This is a genomic window from Testudinibacter sp. P27/CKL/0425 (assembly GCF_052931395.1).
In genome coordinates, this window is sequence record NZ_CM128801.1 from 287,313 (window position 1) to 303,108 (window position 15,796).

A 15,796-nucleotide genomic window follows, 5' to 3' on the forward strand; every position below is an offset into this window, starting at 1 on the left:
TATTCAGCGGATTAAAGTAGTTTGACCAACCGGTTTAAATCGCTTTGGATCGCACCGGCGGTCATTGCCGGGCCGGAGCTTGGGCCGTGGATAATCAGCGGTTTGTCGCGATACCATTGGCTGCGAATGATAAACAGATTTTCACCCGGCAGGGTTTTGCTGAGCGGATCGTCCGGCTCCAATTCCTCCAAACAGACAGTGGATTGTCCGTTGGCGTTAAAACGGGCAACATAGCGCAGTGTCAGCCCGTCATCGTGGGCGTTGAGGTAGCGCTCTTCCAGCGTTTGGTTCAGCGGCGCCAGCGATTCGAAAAATTCGTTCAGCGACAATTTATCCGCGTCGGGCGCGAGCAGCGATTCCACTTTGATTTGCTGCGGATCAATGTCGTATCCGGCACTGCGCGCGGCGATCAGCAGTTTGCGCATCGCATCGGTGCCGCTTAAGTCTTCGCGTGGATTACGCTCGCTTAGCCCTTGTTCCCAAGCTTGTTCAATCAATTCGGCAAAGCTGTGGATGTGTTGATCATACTGATAGAACAGCCAAGTCATGGTATCGGAAAACGTCCCCTCCACCGATAGGATCGTATCGCCGCTTTCCACTAAATCGCGCAGAATGGTGTTGATCGGCAAGCCGCGTCCGATGGTGGCGTTATACAACCAGTGGCTGCCGGATTGGCGAAACGCATTTTGCAACTCATGGAATTGCGCCAGCGGAAATGCGGCGCCGCGTTTGTTGGCGCTGATCACATGGAAGCCGTGTTTGGCGAAGCTCAGATAGTGCTTGGCAACTTCATCGCTGGCGGTGATATCCAGCACCACCAATTCGTCAAACGGATGACCACTCATCCAATTGAGCAGCTGGTTGGGTTCCAACTCCTGCGCCTGTTGCTCAAACGTCTCGTCCAAAGTGCGGTTTTGCAGTTGCGGAATCAGCCCTTGATAGCTCAGCCAGCCTTTAGTGCTGGAAACCACGCCGATTAAGGTGAAATTAAACTTGCTGCGCGCCGACAAGGCTTCGCGCTGTTGACGGTATAGCTCCAGCCAGGTTTTGGCAATCGTGCCGTGTCCGAGCACCACCAAACCGATGGTTTTATGCGGACGGAACAGATCGTCATGCACATTGCGTAGCAACTCACGACTGACCTGCTGGCGCAGAATTGCCACCACGCTGATTTGATCGGGCGACTGCCAGATAAACTCCAGCGGCTGGGTTTTCAGCATTTGCAGAAAACGCATCATCTGCAACGAATTGCGGCACACACCATAGCCGACAATTGCCAGCAGCGCTAAATCGTATCGAATGGCGGAGGAATCGACCCTCAACGGCAATTGCTTAAATTGAATATACACATTGTCAATATATTCAATCGGATAGGCAATTTTCAGCAGCCGCTGCGGACGATCAACATTCTGTGCGAGCGGCATGAGTTGTTGCTGTTCCATCCATTGCTGACACTGTTGCAGCCACTGCTCGAGATCCTGATTCGGCGGAATGCTGAGTTCAATCAAGCCGATTTGATTATGTTGGGTCACAATCTTGCCGTTTTCACTGGCGCTCAGCGCGTGTTCGATACGGGTTGAGCCGTTGTCCGGCTGTAAACTGCTGCGCAACATCAGCGTCAATTGCTGGCTTTTCACCGGCTGCAAGGTGCGGGCGTGCAGCAGCGGCGCGGCTAAACGCGCCAGTTCGGTGGCTTCGTCCACGCGCAGGAAACTCAACAGATTGGCGTTGCTGATTTTGTGCGGATCGGCGCTGTAGACACCTGCAACATCGCTCCAAATCGTCACTTTTTTAATCTCGGCAAGGGCTGCGATTTGGGTGGCGGAATAGTCCGAACCGTTTCGCCCGAGCAGCACGGTTTCTTTCGCTTGATTTTGACAAATAAAGCCGGTGATGATCAGATGCTTGCCGTCCGCCTGCTGCAAATGCGGTTGCAATGCCAGACGGCTGCGTTCCACTTCGACCTGCGGCAAAACCGCTCTTTCGGCATATAAAAACAGACGTGAATCCAAAAATTGGCTTTCCATCCCTAACTGATTCAGATAAGCGCAGACTAAGCGCGCGGTCCAAATCTCGCCGTGTCCGACCACTTCGGCATAAATCGCTTCGCTCGGCGGCTTATCCAGCAGCGACGACAACAACAGAATTTCTTCCAAAAAGTGTTGTGAAACGGCTTCAGGCTGATTGAGCAGTTTGTTGGTTTGGGTCAGATAGTGGAATTTGATTTTTTGCAGCTGTTGGTTGGCACTGACCGGATCGGTGGCGGAAAGGGAAACCCATTGAATCAGATTATTGGTCAGCTCGCCCATGGCGGAAACCACGATCAAATCCTGTGGTTGGGTCTGATTCTTGATAATTTGCGCCACATTGCGAATACGTTCGGCATCCGCCAAACTGCTGCCGCCGAATTTGTGCATCTCTTTTGTCGGATTAATTGCCATTTTGCCCCCGCTACGAATTCCGAAGTGGCGTTATTTTAGCAGTTTTCTGAGACTATCCAAATAAAGCAGCATGATTTTTAGCAGTCTTTACGTCCAGATTGTTATTTCTGTGTTTTTTGTTAAAATAGCCAAAGTTTTTATAGGGATTTTTTTAAAGGGATTCATTATGGCAGAGTGGGACGGCAAATATATCAGCCCTTATGCAGAGCACGGCAAAAAAAGCGAGCAAGTCAAAAAAATTACGGTTTCCATTCCGATTAAGGTGTTGGAAATTCTCACCAATGAACGCACTCGCCGTCAAATCCGCAATTTGCGCCATGCCACCAACAGTGAGTTATTGTGCGAAGCCTTCTTGCACGCCTTCACCGGACAACCGTTGCCGACCGATCACGACTTAATGAAAGACCGCAGCGACGAAATCCCGGAAGATGCCAAAGCGCTAATGCGCGAGTGCGGTATCGATCCGGAGAGTTGGGAATATTAAACGAAAAAACAGCGCAAAATTTGCGCTGTTTGTTTTTTGTTTATGCACTAAGGCAACTCGCCGCTTTTACGTTTTTCGATAAAGTCTTTAGTCTCGCGCACGATCACCCCGGACAAGAACAGCAACGCGATTAAGTTCGGAATTGCCATTAAGCCGTTGAACACGTCGGCGGCAGACCACACCAAATCCAACTGCAACACCGCGCCCGCCATTACGGTAGCGACATACACGATTCGATACAGATTGACATATTTGTCGCCGAACAGATAGGTGGCGCATTTTTCGCCGTAGTAACACCAGCCGAGAATGGTGGAGTAGGCAAAGAAAATTAAGCCGAAAGTCACCACCCAACCACCCGGACCGGGTAACATTTTGTTGAACGTAAGAGTGGTGAGCGCGGCACCGGTTTGTCCGTCGGTGTATAAACCGCCCATCACCAGCACGATTCCGGTGATACTGCACACGATAATCGTGTCTAAAAATGTGCCGGTCATTGACACCAGCGCTTGTCGCACCGGATGATCGGTTTTGGCGGCAGCTGCGGCAATCGGCGCGGAACCCATGCCCGCTTCGTTGGAAAACACCCCGCGCGCCACACCGTAGCGCACCGCGTTGCCTAAAATCGCACCGCCGACCGCATCGGCGGCAAAAGCGTGATCCAAAATGGTTGAAATCGCCGGTAAAAACAGCTCGGCATTGACGATAATAATTGCCAAGCCGCCCAAAATATAGGAAATTGCCATGAACGGTACGATAATCGACGAGGCACGAGCAATGCTTTTAATTCCACCCAACACCACAATTCCGGTCAACAGGGTGAGCACCACGCCGGTGAGGGTGTTATTAATCCCGAATGAGGTGTGGATTGCATTGGCGACCGAGTTGGACTGCACCGAGCTGCCGATGCCGAACGAGGCAAGAGTGCCGAACGCAGCAAACAACAGCGCCAGCCACTTCAGTTTCATGCCGCGCTCAATGTAGTACATCGGACCGCCCGACATCTCGCCTTTGTCGTTTACAATCCGATATTTCACCGCCAGCACGCCTTCGCCGTATTTGGTCGCCATGCCGAAAATGGCGGTCAGCCACATCCAAAAAACCGCACCCGGGCCGCCGCTGACCACCGCGGTGGCAACACCGGCGATGTTCCCGGTGCCGATGGTTGCCGAAAGTGCGGTCATCAGTGCGCCGAAATGGGAAATATCGCCGTGATGATCGCTGCCGTCCTCTTTTTTCGGATGCGGCGTGAATGCCTGTTTTAAGGCAAACGGCAACAGTCGGAATTGAAGAAAAATCAGGCGCAAGCTGAGATACACGCCGGTGCCGACCAGCAGCGCCAACATATACGGCCCCCAGACATGATCGCTGAGGTTGTTAAAAAAAGTTTGAATATCCTGCATAAAAATTCTCAAGAAATGCAATCAGCCGCTGTCGCGTTACGGCTGCGCCGCCAAGTGCGGTTGTAAGGTTAAGGTTAATTCATCGCGGATTACGTTAAACAGCAGATCAATATTCGGGTGTTTGCCCGGATGCTGTTCGGCATCGGCAACGTGTTCGGCGAACCAAATCAGCCCTTGTTGCGCCGCTTGCGGTGTGAGTTGTTGCTGGAACTGTTGTGCCAGTGCGTTGTACAGCCGCAGCGAGCCGAGTTTGCCAGCGATCGCCGGAATGGTGTGGATCACCTCGCCTTGTGAGTTGAACACATCAAGACCACTTAAATGATCGACGCTCGGCATGGCTGCCAAATTGTGTTGAAATGTCATAATAGTCCTTTTTATTCAATTAATTAATAGATTAGCGCAATTTATTGCGGGCGCAGCGAGATTTCTCCAATGTTGAAGCGCAGTAATTGTCCGTCTGCGGTTTGCAGAAGCAACTCTCCGCTGTCGCTGTCAATCCCTTGGCAGATGCCGGTGATTTCGGTTTGTTGTAACAGCAGTTTGATCGGTTTTTGGTAAAAATGATCGTAATGTTGCCAGCGACTTAAATAAGGCGCGACGCCGTGTTGCTGGACTTGCAGCAGCACATATTGCAGATTATTGGCAAGAGTGGCGACCAGCTGATTGCGCTCGATCCGCACCGCACTTTCGCTCAAATTCGCCCAGGCTTGTTCGATTTGAGCCGCAGCATCAGGCTGCATACTCAGATTTAAGCCAATGCCGATCACTAACTCTTGCTTATCTTGTTCAAATCGCCGACTTTCGATTAAAATCCCGCCTAGTTTGCGCCCGTTCAGGTAAATATCATTCGGCCATTTTATGCTGATATTGTCCACTCCCAATTCGCTCAGGGTATCGGCAAGGCAGATGCCGACCACCAGACTCAGCGGCTGCAAGGCGGCTGCCGACATTTCGAAATGCCACAGCAGCGAAAAATAGAGATTTTGCGCAAACGGCGATTGCCATTGGCGTCCGCGTCGTCCGCGTCCGGCGGTTTGCATTTCAGCACTGCAAATTGTGCCGGAAGGCAGAGATTTGTTTTGCAGCAAAAACTCATTGGTGGAATCCACGCTGCGCAGCACAATCGCTTGTCCGTATTGCAAAGTGCGGTTGATTTGCTGTTGGTCGAGTAGGTTCAACGGCTGTTCAAGGCAATAGATTTGATCTTCCAAACGCCGTGCGGTTAATCCCCACGTTTGCAACCGGTGCAAAATCTCACGGCGTTGTGATTCTGGCATTGCTGGCAGCAAGTGCGGTTTGCCGTCTGCCAGCAGCGTCAGCACTGCGTCGAGCATCTCTTGATCGTCGTTCATCAGCTGATCGCCTGTTCGCTGTCGATTTCACCGTCGGCGTTGAAAAACCGCACTTCGGGTTGCAGCGCCACTTCGAAACGTTGCAGCACTTGCCGGCGCACATGGCGCGCCAGTGCCAGCACATCTTGCGGCTGGGCGTGTTCGCGGTTAATCAGCACTAACGCCTGTTGTTGATGCACCGCCGCGCCGCCGATTTGACAGCCTTTTAAGCCGCATTGATCGATCAGCCAGCCAGCCGCCAGTTTGACACTGCCGTCGGCTTGCACAAACGCCGGCATCGACGGATAGTCGGCAAGCAGCCGTTGGTAATGGGAGTTGCTGACCAGTGGGTTTTTAAAGAAGCTGCCGGCATTGCCAAATTCTGCCGGATCAGGCAATTTGCTGCGCCGCACTTGACACACTTCGGCATAAATTTGTCGGGCAGTGACCGTTTGCGGATCAAAATTCGCCAGTGAACCGTAGCTCAATTGCGGCTGCCAGTTTTTCGCCAGTTTTAAGCCGACGGCGACAACCGCATAATCTTCACGATAGTGATGTTTGAAAATACTTTCACGATAGCCAAATTCGCATTGTTGCGCGCTCAGGCGGGTCAACTGACCGCACTTGAGATCGAGCACTTCGACATAATCGCACAGATCTTTAAATTCTACCCCGTAAGCGCCGATATTTTGAATCGGCGCCGTGCCCGCACAGCCGGGGATTAATGCCAGATTTTCCAGCCCGTTATAGCCGTTTTCGACGCAGAAGGTCACCAAATCGTGCCAATTTTCGCCACCGTTGACATGCAGATAATGAAAATCGGCATCTTGTCGATAGTCAATGCCTTTGATTCGATTGAGCAGAATAACGCCGTTAAAATCGGCTAAAAACAGCACGTTGCTGCCTTGTCCCAACAACAATTTCGGACGTTCGGCATACTCTTGCCAAACTTGCTGCAATTGTTCGCACGATTGAATTTTCACGATGGCGGCGGCTTGCACCGGCAGCGCGAAAGTATGAAACGGTTGTAAATTTTGCATAATGGTTTTGGAGTAATGAAACGAATCCGCTTAGTTTACCGATCAAATCGAGATGAGCAATCAGAAATTTCAGCAAAATCCGATTTGCTTGGTCGCAGCCGCTGTCGGAAGGGGCTATAATGGAAGCATGAGCAATGATAATAGGTTGAAACGCGTGCAAAAATATCGAGGAGAATGGATCTTGTTGGTCGTCAGCATTTTAGCGGCGGCGGGTTGGCTGTTTTCCAAATATGCGTTGTTGGAACTGCCGCCGGCGGGGTTTATCAGCGTGCGCTTTTTGGCGGCGGCATTGCTGTTTTTGCCGTTTGCCTATCCGCAACTGCGCAAGCTTTCGCCCGCGCAGTGGAAAAGTGCGGTCACGGTCGGTTCGGCATTCAGCTTGAATTTGTTTTTGTGGGTGCAGGGCATGAGCTACACCGAAAACATGGGCGAGGGCGCGTTTATTGTCAGCTTGTCGATGTTGATTGCGCCGTTGGTGTCATGGCTGATTTTCCGCCATCGCCCGCAGCGGATGTTTTGGTTCAGTTTGCCGTTGGCAGCGAGCGGGCTGTTTTTGTTGGCGTCCGGCAACGGGTTGCATCTGTCGCTCGGCAATTTATTGTTTCTGTGCTCATCAATGGCAGCCGCCACTTCGTTCGTGTTGAATAATCAATTTTCTAAATCAGTGCCGCCATTGCCGTTGACTACCATTCAACTGACGATGGTCGGGCTGTTTTGCGGCATTTTCTCGCTGCTGTTTGAGCAGTGGCAAAGCGGCATTTCGCTGATCACTTGGAGCTGGGTTGCCGCCAGTGTGCTTATTTCCACCGGCTTTCGTTTTTTGTTACAAGCGATTGGGCAGAAGCACAGTCAAATCACCAATGCGGCGATTATTATGGTGCTGGAGCCGGTCTGGACGTTGTTATTGAGTGTGAGTTTGTTGGGCGAGCTGATCAGCTGGCAAAAAGCGCTGGGCTGTACGTTGATTCTGACCGCACTTTTTGCTTATCGGCTGCAGCCGCAGTTGCGCTATCGGCTGCTGTTGTGGCGCAAGCGGAAACGGCATATAAAAAGGGGCGTATCGCCACGCCCCTGATTCGATCCTAAGCTGATCTTAGTGTTTGTGTTTGCCACCGCAGCAACCGTCATGATCGTGATGATGGTGGTCATGTCCGTGATGATCATGGTTATGACCGCAGCCACAGCCGTGTCCTTCTTCGTCACTGTCGTGACCGCCGCAGCAACCGCCGCCTTCAGCGTGGATGTGTCCGTGTGAAATCTCTTCCAAAGTCGCTTCGCGAGTGGCTACGATTTCTACGTTAAACAGCAATTCTTGTCCGGCTAACATATGGTTACCGTCAACCACCACATAGTCGTCGCCCACTTCGGTAATCACCACCGGCAATGGCCCGATGTCGGTGTCGGCGATAAAGCGCATTCCGACTTCCAATTCGTCAACGCCAACAAACACGTCTTTCGGCACGCGTTGTACCATGTTGTCGTTGTATTCGCCGTAGCCTTCTTCCGGTTTAACCCGTACTTCCAACTTTTCACCGACTTCACGACCTTCCAAGGCGTTTTCCAAGCCGATGACCAGATTATTATGTCCTTGCAGGTATTCTAAAGGTTGATTTACCGGTGCTTCATCGACCAACACCCCGTCTTCAGTACGAACTTGATATGCGATACTGACCACTACATTTTTTGCTACTTTCATCGGCTACTCCGCCTTATTTAATGGATAAATGATAGAAAGCGGGATTATACGCAAATCCCGCCGAGAAGTTAATTCGGATTATTCGGTTACTAACTTAATGGAGGCGTGCAGCTGGATTTTCAAGTCCGCTACGCCACTTTGCACCTGCATAGCCGGCATTTCCGCCGAAGATGAGAGCGCCATTCTGCGCTCATTGCGCTCATAATACACCGGCTGGCTGTCTGCTCCGCCGTCATTCGGGCTGCCGATATCCAATCGGGCGATTTGATACGCTTTAGCCGACAGATTTTTGCGGATCAGCTCGGCTTTTTGTTTGAACGCTTGCAGTGCTTCTTCGGTCAACGCCTGTTCCAAAGTCTGCTTTTGTTGATCCGACAGGGTGAAACGAATATCTTGCACCGCCAGCTGTTCACCGGTGGCGGCAATCAGCTCGGAAAGTGCGGTGAAGTCTTTGCTTTCCAGCGAGATCTCGGCATAGTCAATCCAGCCGTTCGGCTTGCCTTGTTTATCGTAAGTCATATTGGTGCGGCGATTAGTCATACCGGTTTGAATATTGCGTTTTTTCGCTTCTTCCACTGCCAGATTCAGTTTGTCGGTCACCAATGCGCTGATCGCTTTTAAGGTTTTGCCGGATTCTTGCGCATACAACACCACTTGCATGGTGTCGCGTTCAACTTGGCGCGAAACTTGCACGCTAAATGAAATTTGCTGCGCGTCTTGCACGTTGCTGTTTGATTCGGCGGCTTGCAGCGGAAGTGCGGTTGCCAGCAGAATGGCGCTGCTGCCGAGTAGTTTTTTTAAGAGTTTGTTTGTCATCTTATTTCCTTTTTTATTTTAAACCTGTAACCAAAACGTCACCGGACCGTCGTTAATTAAACTGACTTGCATATCCGCGGCAAAAATCCCGGTTTCGGTGTGGATTTTCGCCTGTGCTTGTTGGCTAAAATAGTGATACAACGCCTCAGCTTGCTGTGGGGCGGCGCCGTTGGAAAAACTCGGGCGCAAGCCTTTGTGGGTGTCTGCCGCCAATGTAAACTGAGACACCACTAAAACGCTTCCGTTCTCTTGTTGCACATTTAAATTCATTTTGCCGTCGGCGTCGGCAAACACGCGATACGCCAATACTTTGTCTAGCAGTCGATCGGCTTTTTGTTGATCGTCGTTTTTTTCTACCCCGAGCAGCACCAATAATCCACTGCCGATTTCGCCGACAATTTGGTTTTCGACTTGCACCGAAGCCTGTTTAACACGCTGGATCAGGGCTATCATTGTTTTTCCTTTGTTGTTGTCGGCTGTTGTCGACTTTCTTCACTAAGCGTTTTAAGTCGCCGTGAAATTTTTGCTGTTTTTGTTGATATTCGCCGTATAAATCCAAGTTGCCGCGCTTGAGGCGCTGGAAATCTTCCAGCACCGCAGTTAACTGCGCGCCGAGCAGCACAAAAGTCCAGCTGAGCTGGATCCACAGCAGTAAAATCGGCAAGGTTGCCAGCGCACCGTAAATCAGTTGGTAAGACGGGAACATCGTCATATACCAAGTAAACGCGCGGCGTCCAAGGGTGAAAAACACCGCGGCAATCAGCGCGCCGATCATCGCATAACGCAAATTGACCTTGGTATTCGGCACCACGGTATAAATCAGGGTGAATGCCAGCCAAGTCAGCACAAACGGCACAAAGCTCAATAATGTGGTGCCAAGCGACATCACACTTTCGTGGCTAAAAAATTGAATTGAGAACACATAGGAGCTGATAATCAATCCGACTGCCAAAAACAACGGCCCAAGTGTGAGGATCATCCAGTAAATCGCGAACGAAAACAATAAAGTGCGTGAATTGGTGTTCGGCCAAATGTCGTTGAGAGTGTGATCGATTGAGGAGATCAACATCAGCGCCACCACAATCAAACCGAGGATCCCGACGCCGCTCATTTTAGTGGAATTGACGACAAATTCGTTCAGATATTGCTGTAATATTCCGCCGGTTTCCGGCGCAAAATTATCGAAAATTAAATTTTGGATCTGCCCGCTCACTTCGTCGAACACCGGGAAAGCGGAAAAAATTGCCAGTACGACAATCATCAACGGCACCAAGGCGAGCATGGTGCTGTAGGTGAGATAGCCCGCCGCCATGTTTAATTTGTTTTGGTTGAACCGATGCCAAAAGAGTTTTACAAACAGTAATGATTGTGAAAAAAAATGCGCCATTCAGTGAGTCCTTTTGGTTGTTAGCCCGCAAGCCAATTTCGCAACATGTGTTCGCCATATTCGCTGATAAAGGATTCCGGGTGAAACTGCACGCCGTAAATCGGCAAAGTGCGGTGCTGCATCGCCATTAACGTGCCGTCTTGATCCAGCGCGCTAGCTTGCAGGCAACTCGGCAAACTGCGCCGTTCGACCGCCCATGAGTGATACAACCCTATCTTAAAGGATTGCGGCAAGTTTTTAAACAGTAACGATTTTTCAATTTGATTTAACACCGCACTTCGCCCGTGTCGAATCTGCGGCAGGTTGTATAATTTGCCGCCGAAAAATTCGCACAGTGTTTGATGCCCTAAACAAACGCCCAAAATAGATTTTTGCTGATGATAGCGTTGCAACATTGCGAACAGCTGTGGATAGGCTCGTGGCACGTCCGGGCCGGGCGAAATTAAGATATGGCTAAATTCTGCCACTTGCTGCAAATCGACCTGTTCGGTGTCGCAAACCTGCATCTCGACGCCTTCAATCCGCCGCAGTAAATCGACCAAATTATAGGTGAAGGAATCGTGATTGTTGATGATTAACAGCATAAGTCAAGCAGCCTTAAGTGCGGTGAAGTAAGATGGGTAGCTTATTATCCACAAATTTCGGCGTGTGCCAACCGCACTTTACTCAATCCCGATTAACTTATGGGTTTGTAGGCTCAATTGCCAGCGTTTGTGCGTTGCTGCTTGCGGACGTTGGTTGAGCAACCCGATTTTGCGAATCGTATCCAGCAGGTTCATCTCGCCTTGTTGCTCACAGGGTGAAAGGTAATAATGCTCCGCCTGTATCTGCCGTTCAATCTGTTCGCAAAACGGCAGAATATCGCCGTCGTTGACGATCCGCACTTCATCGACGTTTGCAATGCAACGCTGTTGATATTTGTGCTGATAGAGCAATTTCGGGCTGGTGGCGACATAATCAATTTGCGGCGGGATCGGTTTCAGCCCGTTGGTTTCAATCGCCAGAAAATAGCCTTCGGCTTTTAGTTGATCGAGTAATATCTCAAGTTTCGGTTGAATAGTCGGCTCGCCACCGGTAATGATGATATTTTTGGCACTGAATGACCGCACTTTGGCTAATATGCGCGCAAGGCTCCAGCGTTCAAACTGGTTATAGTTGGTGTCGCACCACGGACAGGCAAGATTGCATTTGCCGAAACGGATAAAAATGCTTGGCATGCCGGTGTTGAAGCCCTCGCCTTGTAGGCTTTCAAAGATTTCCACCAGATTGTATTCAATCTCGTTGTGCATTACTGCTCCGTATATTCACAAAATGAAGTCGGGGTTTCCCACAGGCGCACCGCAGAAATCGGCAAACCCGCTTGTTGCAGGCGCTGAAAGATAAACTGTGACATTTGCTCGGCAGTGGTGCGATAAGGCAGGGCGAACACTTTGGAATCCAGCTCTTGTAACAGGGTGGCGACTTTGCACTCTTTTTCGCTAGTTTGATCAAAAATAAACGCATGATCCATCGGCTTCAGAATCAGCTCGTCCACAATCCGTTTTAAATCGCTGTAATCCATCACCATACCGCACTTGACTGGGTCAGTCAGCAGCGGGGCGCAGAGTTCTACTTGCAATTTATAGGTGTGTCCGTGCAGGTTTTGGCATTTTCCGTCGTGTCCGTCGAGCATATGCGCCATGTCAAAACTAAACTCTTTGCTGATCTTAAACATCACGCGCCTCTTTTTGTTGCAAGTATTCATTCAGCCCCTTTTCACGCAGCACACAGCTCGGGCATTCATGGCAGCCGCCCTCCACGCCCAGATAGCAGGTGTGGGTGTGTTGCAGAATGTAATCCAATCCGCCTAATTGATCCGCAAGCGCCCAGGTTTGTTTTTTGTCTAAATACATCAACGGGGTTTTCAGATTAAAGTTGTAATCCATTGCCAGATTGAGGGTGACATTCATGGATTTCACGAACACATCACGGCAATCGGGGTAGCCGCTGAAATCGGTTTCACACACGCCGGTGATAATATCGTGGATTCCTTGTCCTTTGGCATAAATCGCCGCATATAGCAAAAACAGCGCATTGCGCCCGTCAACAAAGGTGTTCGGCATTTCATTTCCGTGCTGTTTGATAACCGCACTTTGATCCATTAAGGCGTTAGTGGTAATGGCGCTAATCACGGAGGTGTCGATCAAGGTTTGTTTCACGCCCAGATCGTGAGCAATCCAACGGGCTTTTTCCAACTCTATCGCATGGCGTTGCCCATATTGAAAGGTGACGACTTCGACATGTTCCTTGCCGTAGTCATGAATTGCCTGTAGCAGGCAGGTGGTGGAATCTTGTCCGCCGGAGAAAATCACCAAGGCTTTTTTCGGTTGTAACATACAGTATCCTAGTTTTTTTGCGTGGGAGGGTTGCGAACCACGTTGATTAAAGGCGGGAATTTTACAGGATTTTGGCGTGGAAGCCTAGTGTAAACCGCGCTTCGCAATATTTTAAATCACAGAGAATAACCAAGTGCGGTCAAGCTAATCAAGATAAAAAATCGCTACCGGTGACACCGATAGCGATAGCGATTTCTCTTAAACAAAAGAACGACGACTATTCGTCAATATAGCCGAGGCTGCGCAATGCGCGTTCGTCGTCCGCCCAGCCAGATTTGACTTTCACCCACAGTTCGAGGTGAACTTTATTGTCGAATAGCTTTTCCATATCCGCGCGGGCTTCGATGCCGATGGTTTTGATTTTTTGTCCTTGATGTCCGATCACCATCTTTTTCTGCCCTTCACGTTCCACCAGAATCAGCCCGTTGATTTCATACGTGCCGCGTTCGTTGGTTTTGAACTGTTCAATTTCCACCGTGACCGAATATGGCAGCTCCTCGCCCATAAAACGCATCAGTTTTTCACGAATGATTTCCGATGCCATAAAGCGTTCGGAACGATCGGTGATGTAGTCTTCCGGGAAGTGATGAATGCCCGGGCGCAGCGACTCTTGCACGATTTTTTTCAGTTGATGCACGTTATTGCCGCGCTGTGCAGAAATTGGTACTGTGGCTTTAAACTGAAAGCGTTTATTTAATTCTGTGATATATGGCAACATCTCGTCTTTGTTTTTGACGTTATCAATTTTGTTGATCACCAGAATCACCGGCGCTTTTGCCGCACGGAGTTTGTTCAGCACCATTTCGTCATCATCTGTCCAATGAGTGCCGTCCACCACAAAGAAAATCAGATCCACATCGCCGATGGCGCTGCTGGCGGCTTTGTTCATTAAGCGGTTAATCGCACGTTTCTCTTCGATGTGCAATCCCGGGGTGTCAACGTAAATCGCTTGGTACGCACCTTCGGTGTCGATGCCGACAATGCGGTGGCGGGTGGTTTGCGCTTTGCGTGAAGTAATAGAAACTTTTTGTCCGAGCAGCTTGTTCAACAGCGTCGATTTGCCGACATTCGGACGACCGACAATGGCGATAAAGCCACAGTAGGTTTCGGAGGTTGGAGTTAGTTCGGTGTCTGTCATGCTGTCGCCTTATGAGGTTTGGGTGGTTAAATTCAGCTGCTGCAAAATGGCTTCTGCGGCGGCTTGCTCGGCTTTGCGGCGGCTTTGCCCTTGTCCGATCACGGTTTTGTCGAGGCTGCTGACGCGGCATTCGACCTTGAACAGCTGTTTGTGCGCTTCGCCTTGAATATCGATCACTTCATATTCAGGCAGCGGTTGGCGATTGCCTTGCAGGTATTCTTGCAAGCGGGTTTTCGGATCTTTCTGGTTGTCGCCCGGTTTGATTTCCGCTAAGAAGGTTTTATACCAATTGCGTATGATCGGCATGATATTTTCCAATCCGGTGTCAAGATACATCGCACCGATAATCGCTTCCACGCCGTCCGATAAAATCGAATCGCGGCGATAGCCGCCGCTTTTCAGTTCGCCTTGTCCCAAGCGCAGGTAGTCGCCCAGTTCAAACTCGCGCGCTAAAATCGCCAAGGTTTTTTCGCGCACCAAGGTGGCTCGCATACGGCTGAGATCGCCCTCGTCCACCTTGTCAAACTGCTTAAACAAGGCTTCGCCGATGATAAAATTCAGAATCGAATCGCCAAGAAATTCGAGGCGCTCGTTATGTTTGCTGTCGGCACTGCGATGTGTAAGCGCCTGTTTCAACAAGGCAATCTGCTGAAATTGGTAGCCGATTTTACGCTGTAATCTGTCGAGATTTTGCATATTGTGTGCCTTACGGAATTGCGCTGAATAGACGCTCGGTGCGGATGCCGGTCGGCCATTCATTGGCTTTTTTATCTAAACTTAACCAAATCCAGCTGGCTCTGCCGACCAGCGCTTTTTCAGGCACAAAGCCCCAGAAACGGCTGTCGTCGCTGCTGTCGCGATTATCGCCCATCATGAAGTATTCGCCTTCAGGCACGGTCCATTCGCCCGGCGGGTTGCCCGCTTGCTTGTAATAGGCGGCATCATAATAGAAGCGCACCGGATTGAGCAGAATTTGGTGCGTTCTCGCGCCTTTTTCGGTCATTTCGATTTGGGCATTGCCGTGATAGAAAAATTCGGGATTGGCTTTAGCATCGCTGTATTGGTACACTTCCGGTTCACATACAGCTTGACCGCACTTGGCAGGGGTGACGGTGAGCGTGCCGTTGGCTTGATCGTATTTAACGTGATCGCCCGGCAAGCCAATCACGCGTTTGATGTAGTCGATATTCGGGTGCGGCGGTGCTTTGAACACCACTACATCGCCACGTTTCGGCTCACCGGTCGGAATCAGGGTGTTTTGGAAAATCGGATCTTTAATCCCGTAGGCATATTTTTCGACAATCACAAAATCACCGATGCGTAGGCTCGGCTCCATTGAACCGGATGGAATTTGGAACGGCTCAAACAGAAACGAGCGCACCAACAACACGATCGCCAACACCGGAAATAGCGAGCCAACAAATTCGCTGCCTTCGGAAATCGGCTCAACTTGCGCCCGTTCTTCCTCAGTTAAGGTTTTGCCGCTGCGTTGTTCCAAGCGCGCAATTTGACGCTGACGTTTTGGCTCCAGTGAAAAACGGTTGTAGCACCAGGTCGCGCCGGCAATCAGGGTGAAAATAATCAGCAGAATCGAAAAGGTGTTCGGCAGTGCCAGATGATCCAGCACTTTCCATAACACATAGCCACAAACTAACAGAATCGGGAGAAAAAATTTCGACATACGCTTT

Annotated in this window: 18 protein-coding genes and 1 riboswitch; of the genes, 2 read left to right on the forward strand and 16 right to left on the reverse strand. The window is 50.3% G+C overall.

Going from position 1 to position 15,796, the window contains the following annotated elements:
- Window positions 1–11 precede the first annotated feature (11 nt).
- Window positions 12–2,441: a bifunctional aspartate kinase/homoserine dehydrogenase II gene (gene metL, locus ACUHGC_RS01485; RefSeq protein WP_446833927.1), complete on the reverse strand. Its 2,430-nt coding sequence runs from the start codon at window positions 2,439–2,441 to the stop codon at window positions 12–14.
- Window positions 2,442–2,607: 166 nt separating this feature from the next.
- On the opposite strand from metL, the gene metJ reads away from it, so the two are divergent.
- Window positions 2,608–2,925 carry a met regulon transcriptional regulator MetJ gene (gene metJ, locus ACUHGC_RS01490; protein ID WP_446833928.1) on the forward strand — a complete coding sequence of 106 codons (318 nt, stop codon included), beginning with the start codon at window positions 2,608–2,610 and terminating at the stop codon, window positions 2,923–2,925.
- 47 nt (window positions 2,926–2,972) lie between these two features.
- Here metJ and ACUHGC_RS01495 read toward each other — a convergent pair whose 3' ends face one another.
- From ACUHGC_RS01495 to murB, 4 genes are read right to left on the reverse strand one after another with little or no spacing between them, the layout of a single operon-like run.
- Entirely contained in the window at window positions 2,973–4,325 is a 1,353-nt protein-coding gene (locus ACUHGC_RS01495) for an alanine/glycine:cation symporter family protein (protein WP_446833929.1), read from the reverse strand.
- Between the two features lie 36 nt (window positions 4,326–4,361).
- The gene (locus tag ACUHGC_RS01500) at window positions 4,362–4,688 is read right to left on the reverse strand and encodes a DUF2322 family protein (RefSeq protein ID WP_446833930.1); all 327 of its coding nucleotides are present in this window, start codon (window positions 4,686–4,688) and stop codon (window positions 4,362–4,364) included.
- A 41-nt stretch (window positions 4,689–4,729) separates the two neighbouring features.
- Window positions 4,730–5,677 carry a bifunctional biotin--[acetyl-CoA-carboxylase] ligase/biotin operon repressor BirA gene (birA, locus tag ACUHGC_RS01505; RefSeq protein WP_446833931.1) on the reverse strand — a complete coding sequence of 316 codons (948 nt, stop codon included), beginning with the start codon at window positions 5,675–5,677 and terminating at the stop codon, window positions 4,730–4,732.
- Window positions 5,677–6,696, reverse strand: a complete 1,020-nt coding sequence (gene murB, locus ACUHGC_RS01510) for a UDP-N-acetylmuramate dehydrogenase (protein ID WP_446833932.1) — start codon at window positions 6,694–6,696, stop codon at window positions 5,677–5,679. The genes birA and murB overlap by 1 nt, the downstream gene beginning before the upstream one ends.
- A gap of 127 nt (window positions 6,697–6,823) precedes the next feature.
- Here murB and ACUHGC_RS01515 point away from each other — a divergent pair, with 127 nt between their 5' ends.
- Window positions 6,824–7,771, forward strand: a complete 948-nt coding sequence (locus ACUHGC_RS01515; protein ID WP_446834813.1) for a DMT family transporter — start codon at window positions 6,824–6,826, stop codon at window positions 7,769–7,771.
- 18 nt (window positions 7,772–7,789) lie between these two features.
- Here ACUHGC_RS01515 and slyD read toward each other — a convergent pair whose 3' ends face one another.
- From slyD to lepB, 11 genes are all read right to left on the reverse strand, one after another.
- A complete protein-coding gene (slyD, locus tag ACUHGC_RS01520; RefSeq protein WP_446833933.1) occupies window positions 7,790–8,392 on the reverse strand; it encodes a peptidylprolyl isomerase in 603 nt (200 codons plus the stop codon).
- A gap of 78 nt (window positions 8,393–8,470) precedes the next feature.
- Complete coding sequence (locus ACUHGC_RS01525; protein WP_446833934.1) at window positions 8,471–9,208, reverse strand: SIMPL domain-containing protein; 738 nt, start codon at window positions 9,206–9,208, stop codon at window positions 8,471–8,473.
- 18 nt (window positions 9,209–9,226) lie between these two features.
- Window positions 9,227–9,661 carry a D-aminoacyl-tRNA deacylase gene (dtd, locus tag ACUHGC_RS01530; RefSeq protein ID WP_446833935.1) on the reverse strand — a complete coding sequence of 145 codons (435 nt, stop codon included), beginning with the start codon at window positions 9,659–9,661 and terminating at the stop codon, window positions 9,227–9,229.
- On the reverse strand, window positions 9,636–10,595 hold the full coding sequence (locus ACUHGC_RS01535) for a virulence factor BrkB family protein (protein WP_446833936.1): 960 nt from the start codon (window positions 10,593–10,595) through the stop codon (window positions 9,636–9,638). Before ACUHGC_RS01535 ends, dtd begins: the two co-directional genes overlap by 26 nt.
- A gap of 20 nt (window positions 10,596–10,615) precedes the next feature.
- Window positions 10,616–11,179 carry an anthranilate synthase component II gene (locus tag ACUHGC_RS01540; protein WP_446833937.1) on the reverse strand — a complete coding sequence of 188 codons (564 nt, stop codon included), beginning with the start codon at window positions 11,177–11,179 and terminating at the stop codon, window positions 10,616–10,618.
- 78 nt (window positions 11,180–11,257) lie between these two features.
- Window positions 11,258–11,884, reverse strand: a complete 627-nt coding sequence (locus tag ACUHGC_RS01545; RefSeq protein ID WP_446833938.1) for a 7-carboxy-7-deazaguanine synthase QueE — start codon at window positions 11,882–11,884, stop codon at window positions 11,258–11,260.
- Window positions 11,884–12,309, reverse strand: a complete 426-nt coding sequence (gene queD / locus ACUHGC_RS01550) for a 6-carboxytetrahydropterin synthase QueD (protein WP_446833939.1) — start codon at window positions 12,307–12,309, stop codon at window positions 11,884–11,886. Before queD ends, ACUHGC_RS01545 begins: the two co-directional genes overlap by 1 nt.
- Entirely contained in the window at window positions 12,302–12,970 is a 669-nt protein-coding gene (queC, locus tag ACUHGC_RS01555; protein ID WP_446833940.1) for a 7-cyano-7-deazaguanine synthase QueC, read from the reverse strand. The genes queD and queC overlap by 8 nt, the downstream gene beginning before the upstream one ends.
- A gap of 2 nt (window positions 12,971–12,972) precedes the next feature.
- Window positions 12,973–13,017, reverse strand: a riboswitch (PreQ1 riboswitch).
- A gap of 170 nt (window positions 13,018–13,187) precedes the next feature.
- Window positions 13,188–14,108 carry a GTPase Era gene (gene era, locus ACUHGC_RS01560; RefSeq protein WP_446833941.1) on the reverse strand — a complete coding sequence of 307 codons (921 nt, stop codon included), beginning with the start codon at window positions 14,106–14,108 and terminating at the stop codon, window positions 13,188–13,190.
- A 9-nt stretch (window positions 14,109–14,117) separates the two neighbouring features.
- A complete protein-coding gene (rnc, locus tag ACUHGC_RS01565) occupies window positions 14,118–14,804 on the reverse strand; it encodes a ribonuclease III (protein ID WP_446833942.1) in 687 nt (228 codons plus the stop codon).
- A gap of 10 nt (window positions 14,805–14,814) precedes the next feature.
- Entirely contained in the window at window positions 14,815–15,789 is a 975-nt protein-coding gene (gene lepB, locus ACUHGC_RS01570) for a signal peptidase I (protein WP_446833943.1), read from the reverse strand.
- Between the last annotated feature and the right edge of the window lie 7 nt (window positions 15,790–15,796).

Bases quoted from the DNA above. Each gene is read 5' to 3' on its own strand.
- slyD (WP_446833933.1), bottom strand. From the start codon at position 8,392: ATGAAAGTAGCAAAAAATGTAGTGGTCAGTATCGCATATCAAGTTCGT.
- ACUHGC_RS01525 (WP_446833934.1), bottom strand. From the start codon at position 9,208: ATGACAAACAAACTCTTAAAAAAACTACTCGGCAGCAGCGCCATTCTG.
- ACUHGC_RS01495 (WP_446833929.1), bottom strand. From the start codon at position 4,325: ATGCAGGATATTCAAACTTTTTTTAACAACCTCAGCGATCATGTCTGG.
- ACUHGC_RS01540 (WP_446833937.1), bottom strand. From the start codon at position 11,179: ATGCTGTTAATCATCAACAATCACGATTCCTTCACCTATAATTTGGTC.
- metJ (WP_446833928.1), top strand. From the start codon at position 2,608: ATGGCAGAGTGGGACGGCAAATATATCAGCCCTTATGCAGAGCACGGC.
- ACUHGC_RS01545 (WP_446833938.1), bottom strand. From the start codon at position 11,884: ATGCACAACGAGATTGAATACAATCTGGTGGAAATCTTTGAAAGCCTA.
- era (WP_446833941.1), bottom strand. From the start codon at position 14,108: ATGACAGACACCGAACTAACTCCAACCTCCGAAACCTACTGTGGCTTT.
- ACUHGC_RS01500 (WP_446833930.1), bottom strand. From the start codon at position 4,688: ATGACATTTCAACACAATTTGGCAGCCATGCCGAGCGTCGATCATTTA.
- queC (WP_446833940.1), bottom strand. From the start codon at position 12,970: ATGTTACAACCGAAAAAAGCCTTGGTGATTTTCTCCGGCGGACAAGAT.
- murB (WP_446833932.1), bottom strand. From the start codon at position 6,696: ATGCAAAATTTACAACCGTTTCATACTTTCGCGCTGCCGGTGCAAGCC.
- lepB (WP_446833943.1), bottom strand. From the start codon at position 15,789: ATGTCGAAATTTTTTCTCCCGATTCTGTTAGTTTGTGGCTATGTGTTA.
- rnc (WP_446833942.1), bottom strand. From the start codon at position 14,804: ATGCAAAATCTCGACAGATTACAGCGTAAAATCGGCTACCAATTTCAG.
- dtd (WP_446833935.1), bottom strand. From the start codon at position 9,661: ATGATAGCCCTGATCCAGCGTGTTAAACAGGCTTCGGTGCAAGTCGAA.
- metL (WP_446833927.1), bottom strand. From the start codon at position 2,441: ATGGCAATTAATCCGACAAAAGAGATGCACAAATTCGGCGGCAGCAGT.
- birA (WP_446833931.1), bottom strand. From the start codon at position 5,677: ATGAACGACGATCAAGAGATGCTCGACGCAGTGCTGACGCTGCTGGCA.
- ACUHGC_RS01535 (WP_446833936.1), bottom strand. From the start codon at position 10,595: ATGGCGCATTTTTTTTCACAATCATTACTGTTTGTAAAACTCTTTTGG.
- queD (WP_446833939.1), bottom strand. From the start codon at position 12,309: ATGTTTAAGATCAGCAAAGAGTTTAGTTTTGACATGGCGCATATGCTC.
- ACUHGC_RS01515 (WP_446834813.1), top strand. From the start codon at position 6,824: ATGAGCAATGATAATAGGTTGAAACGCGTGCAAAAATATCGAGGAGAA.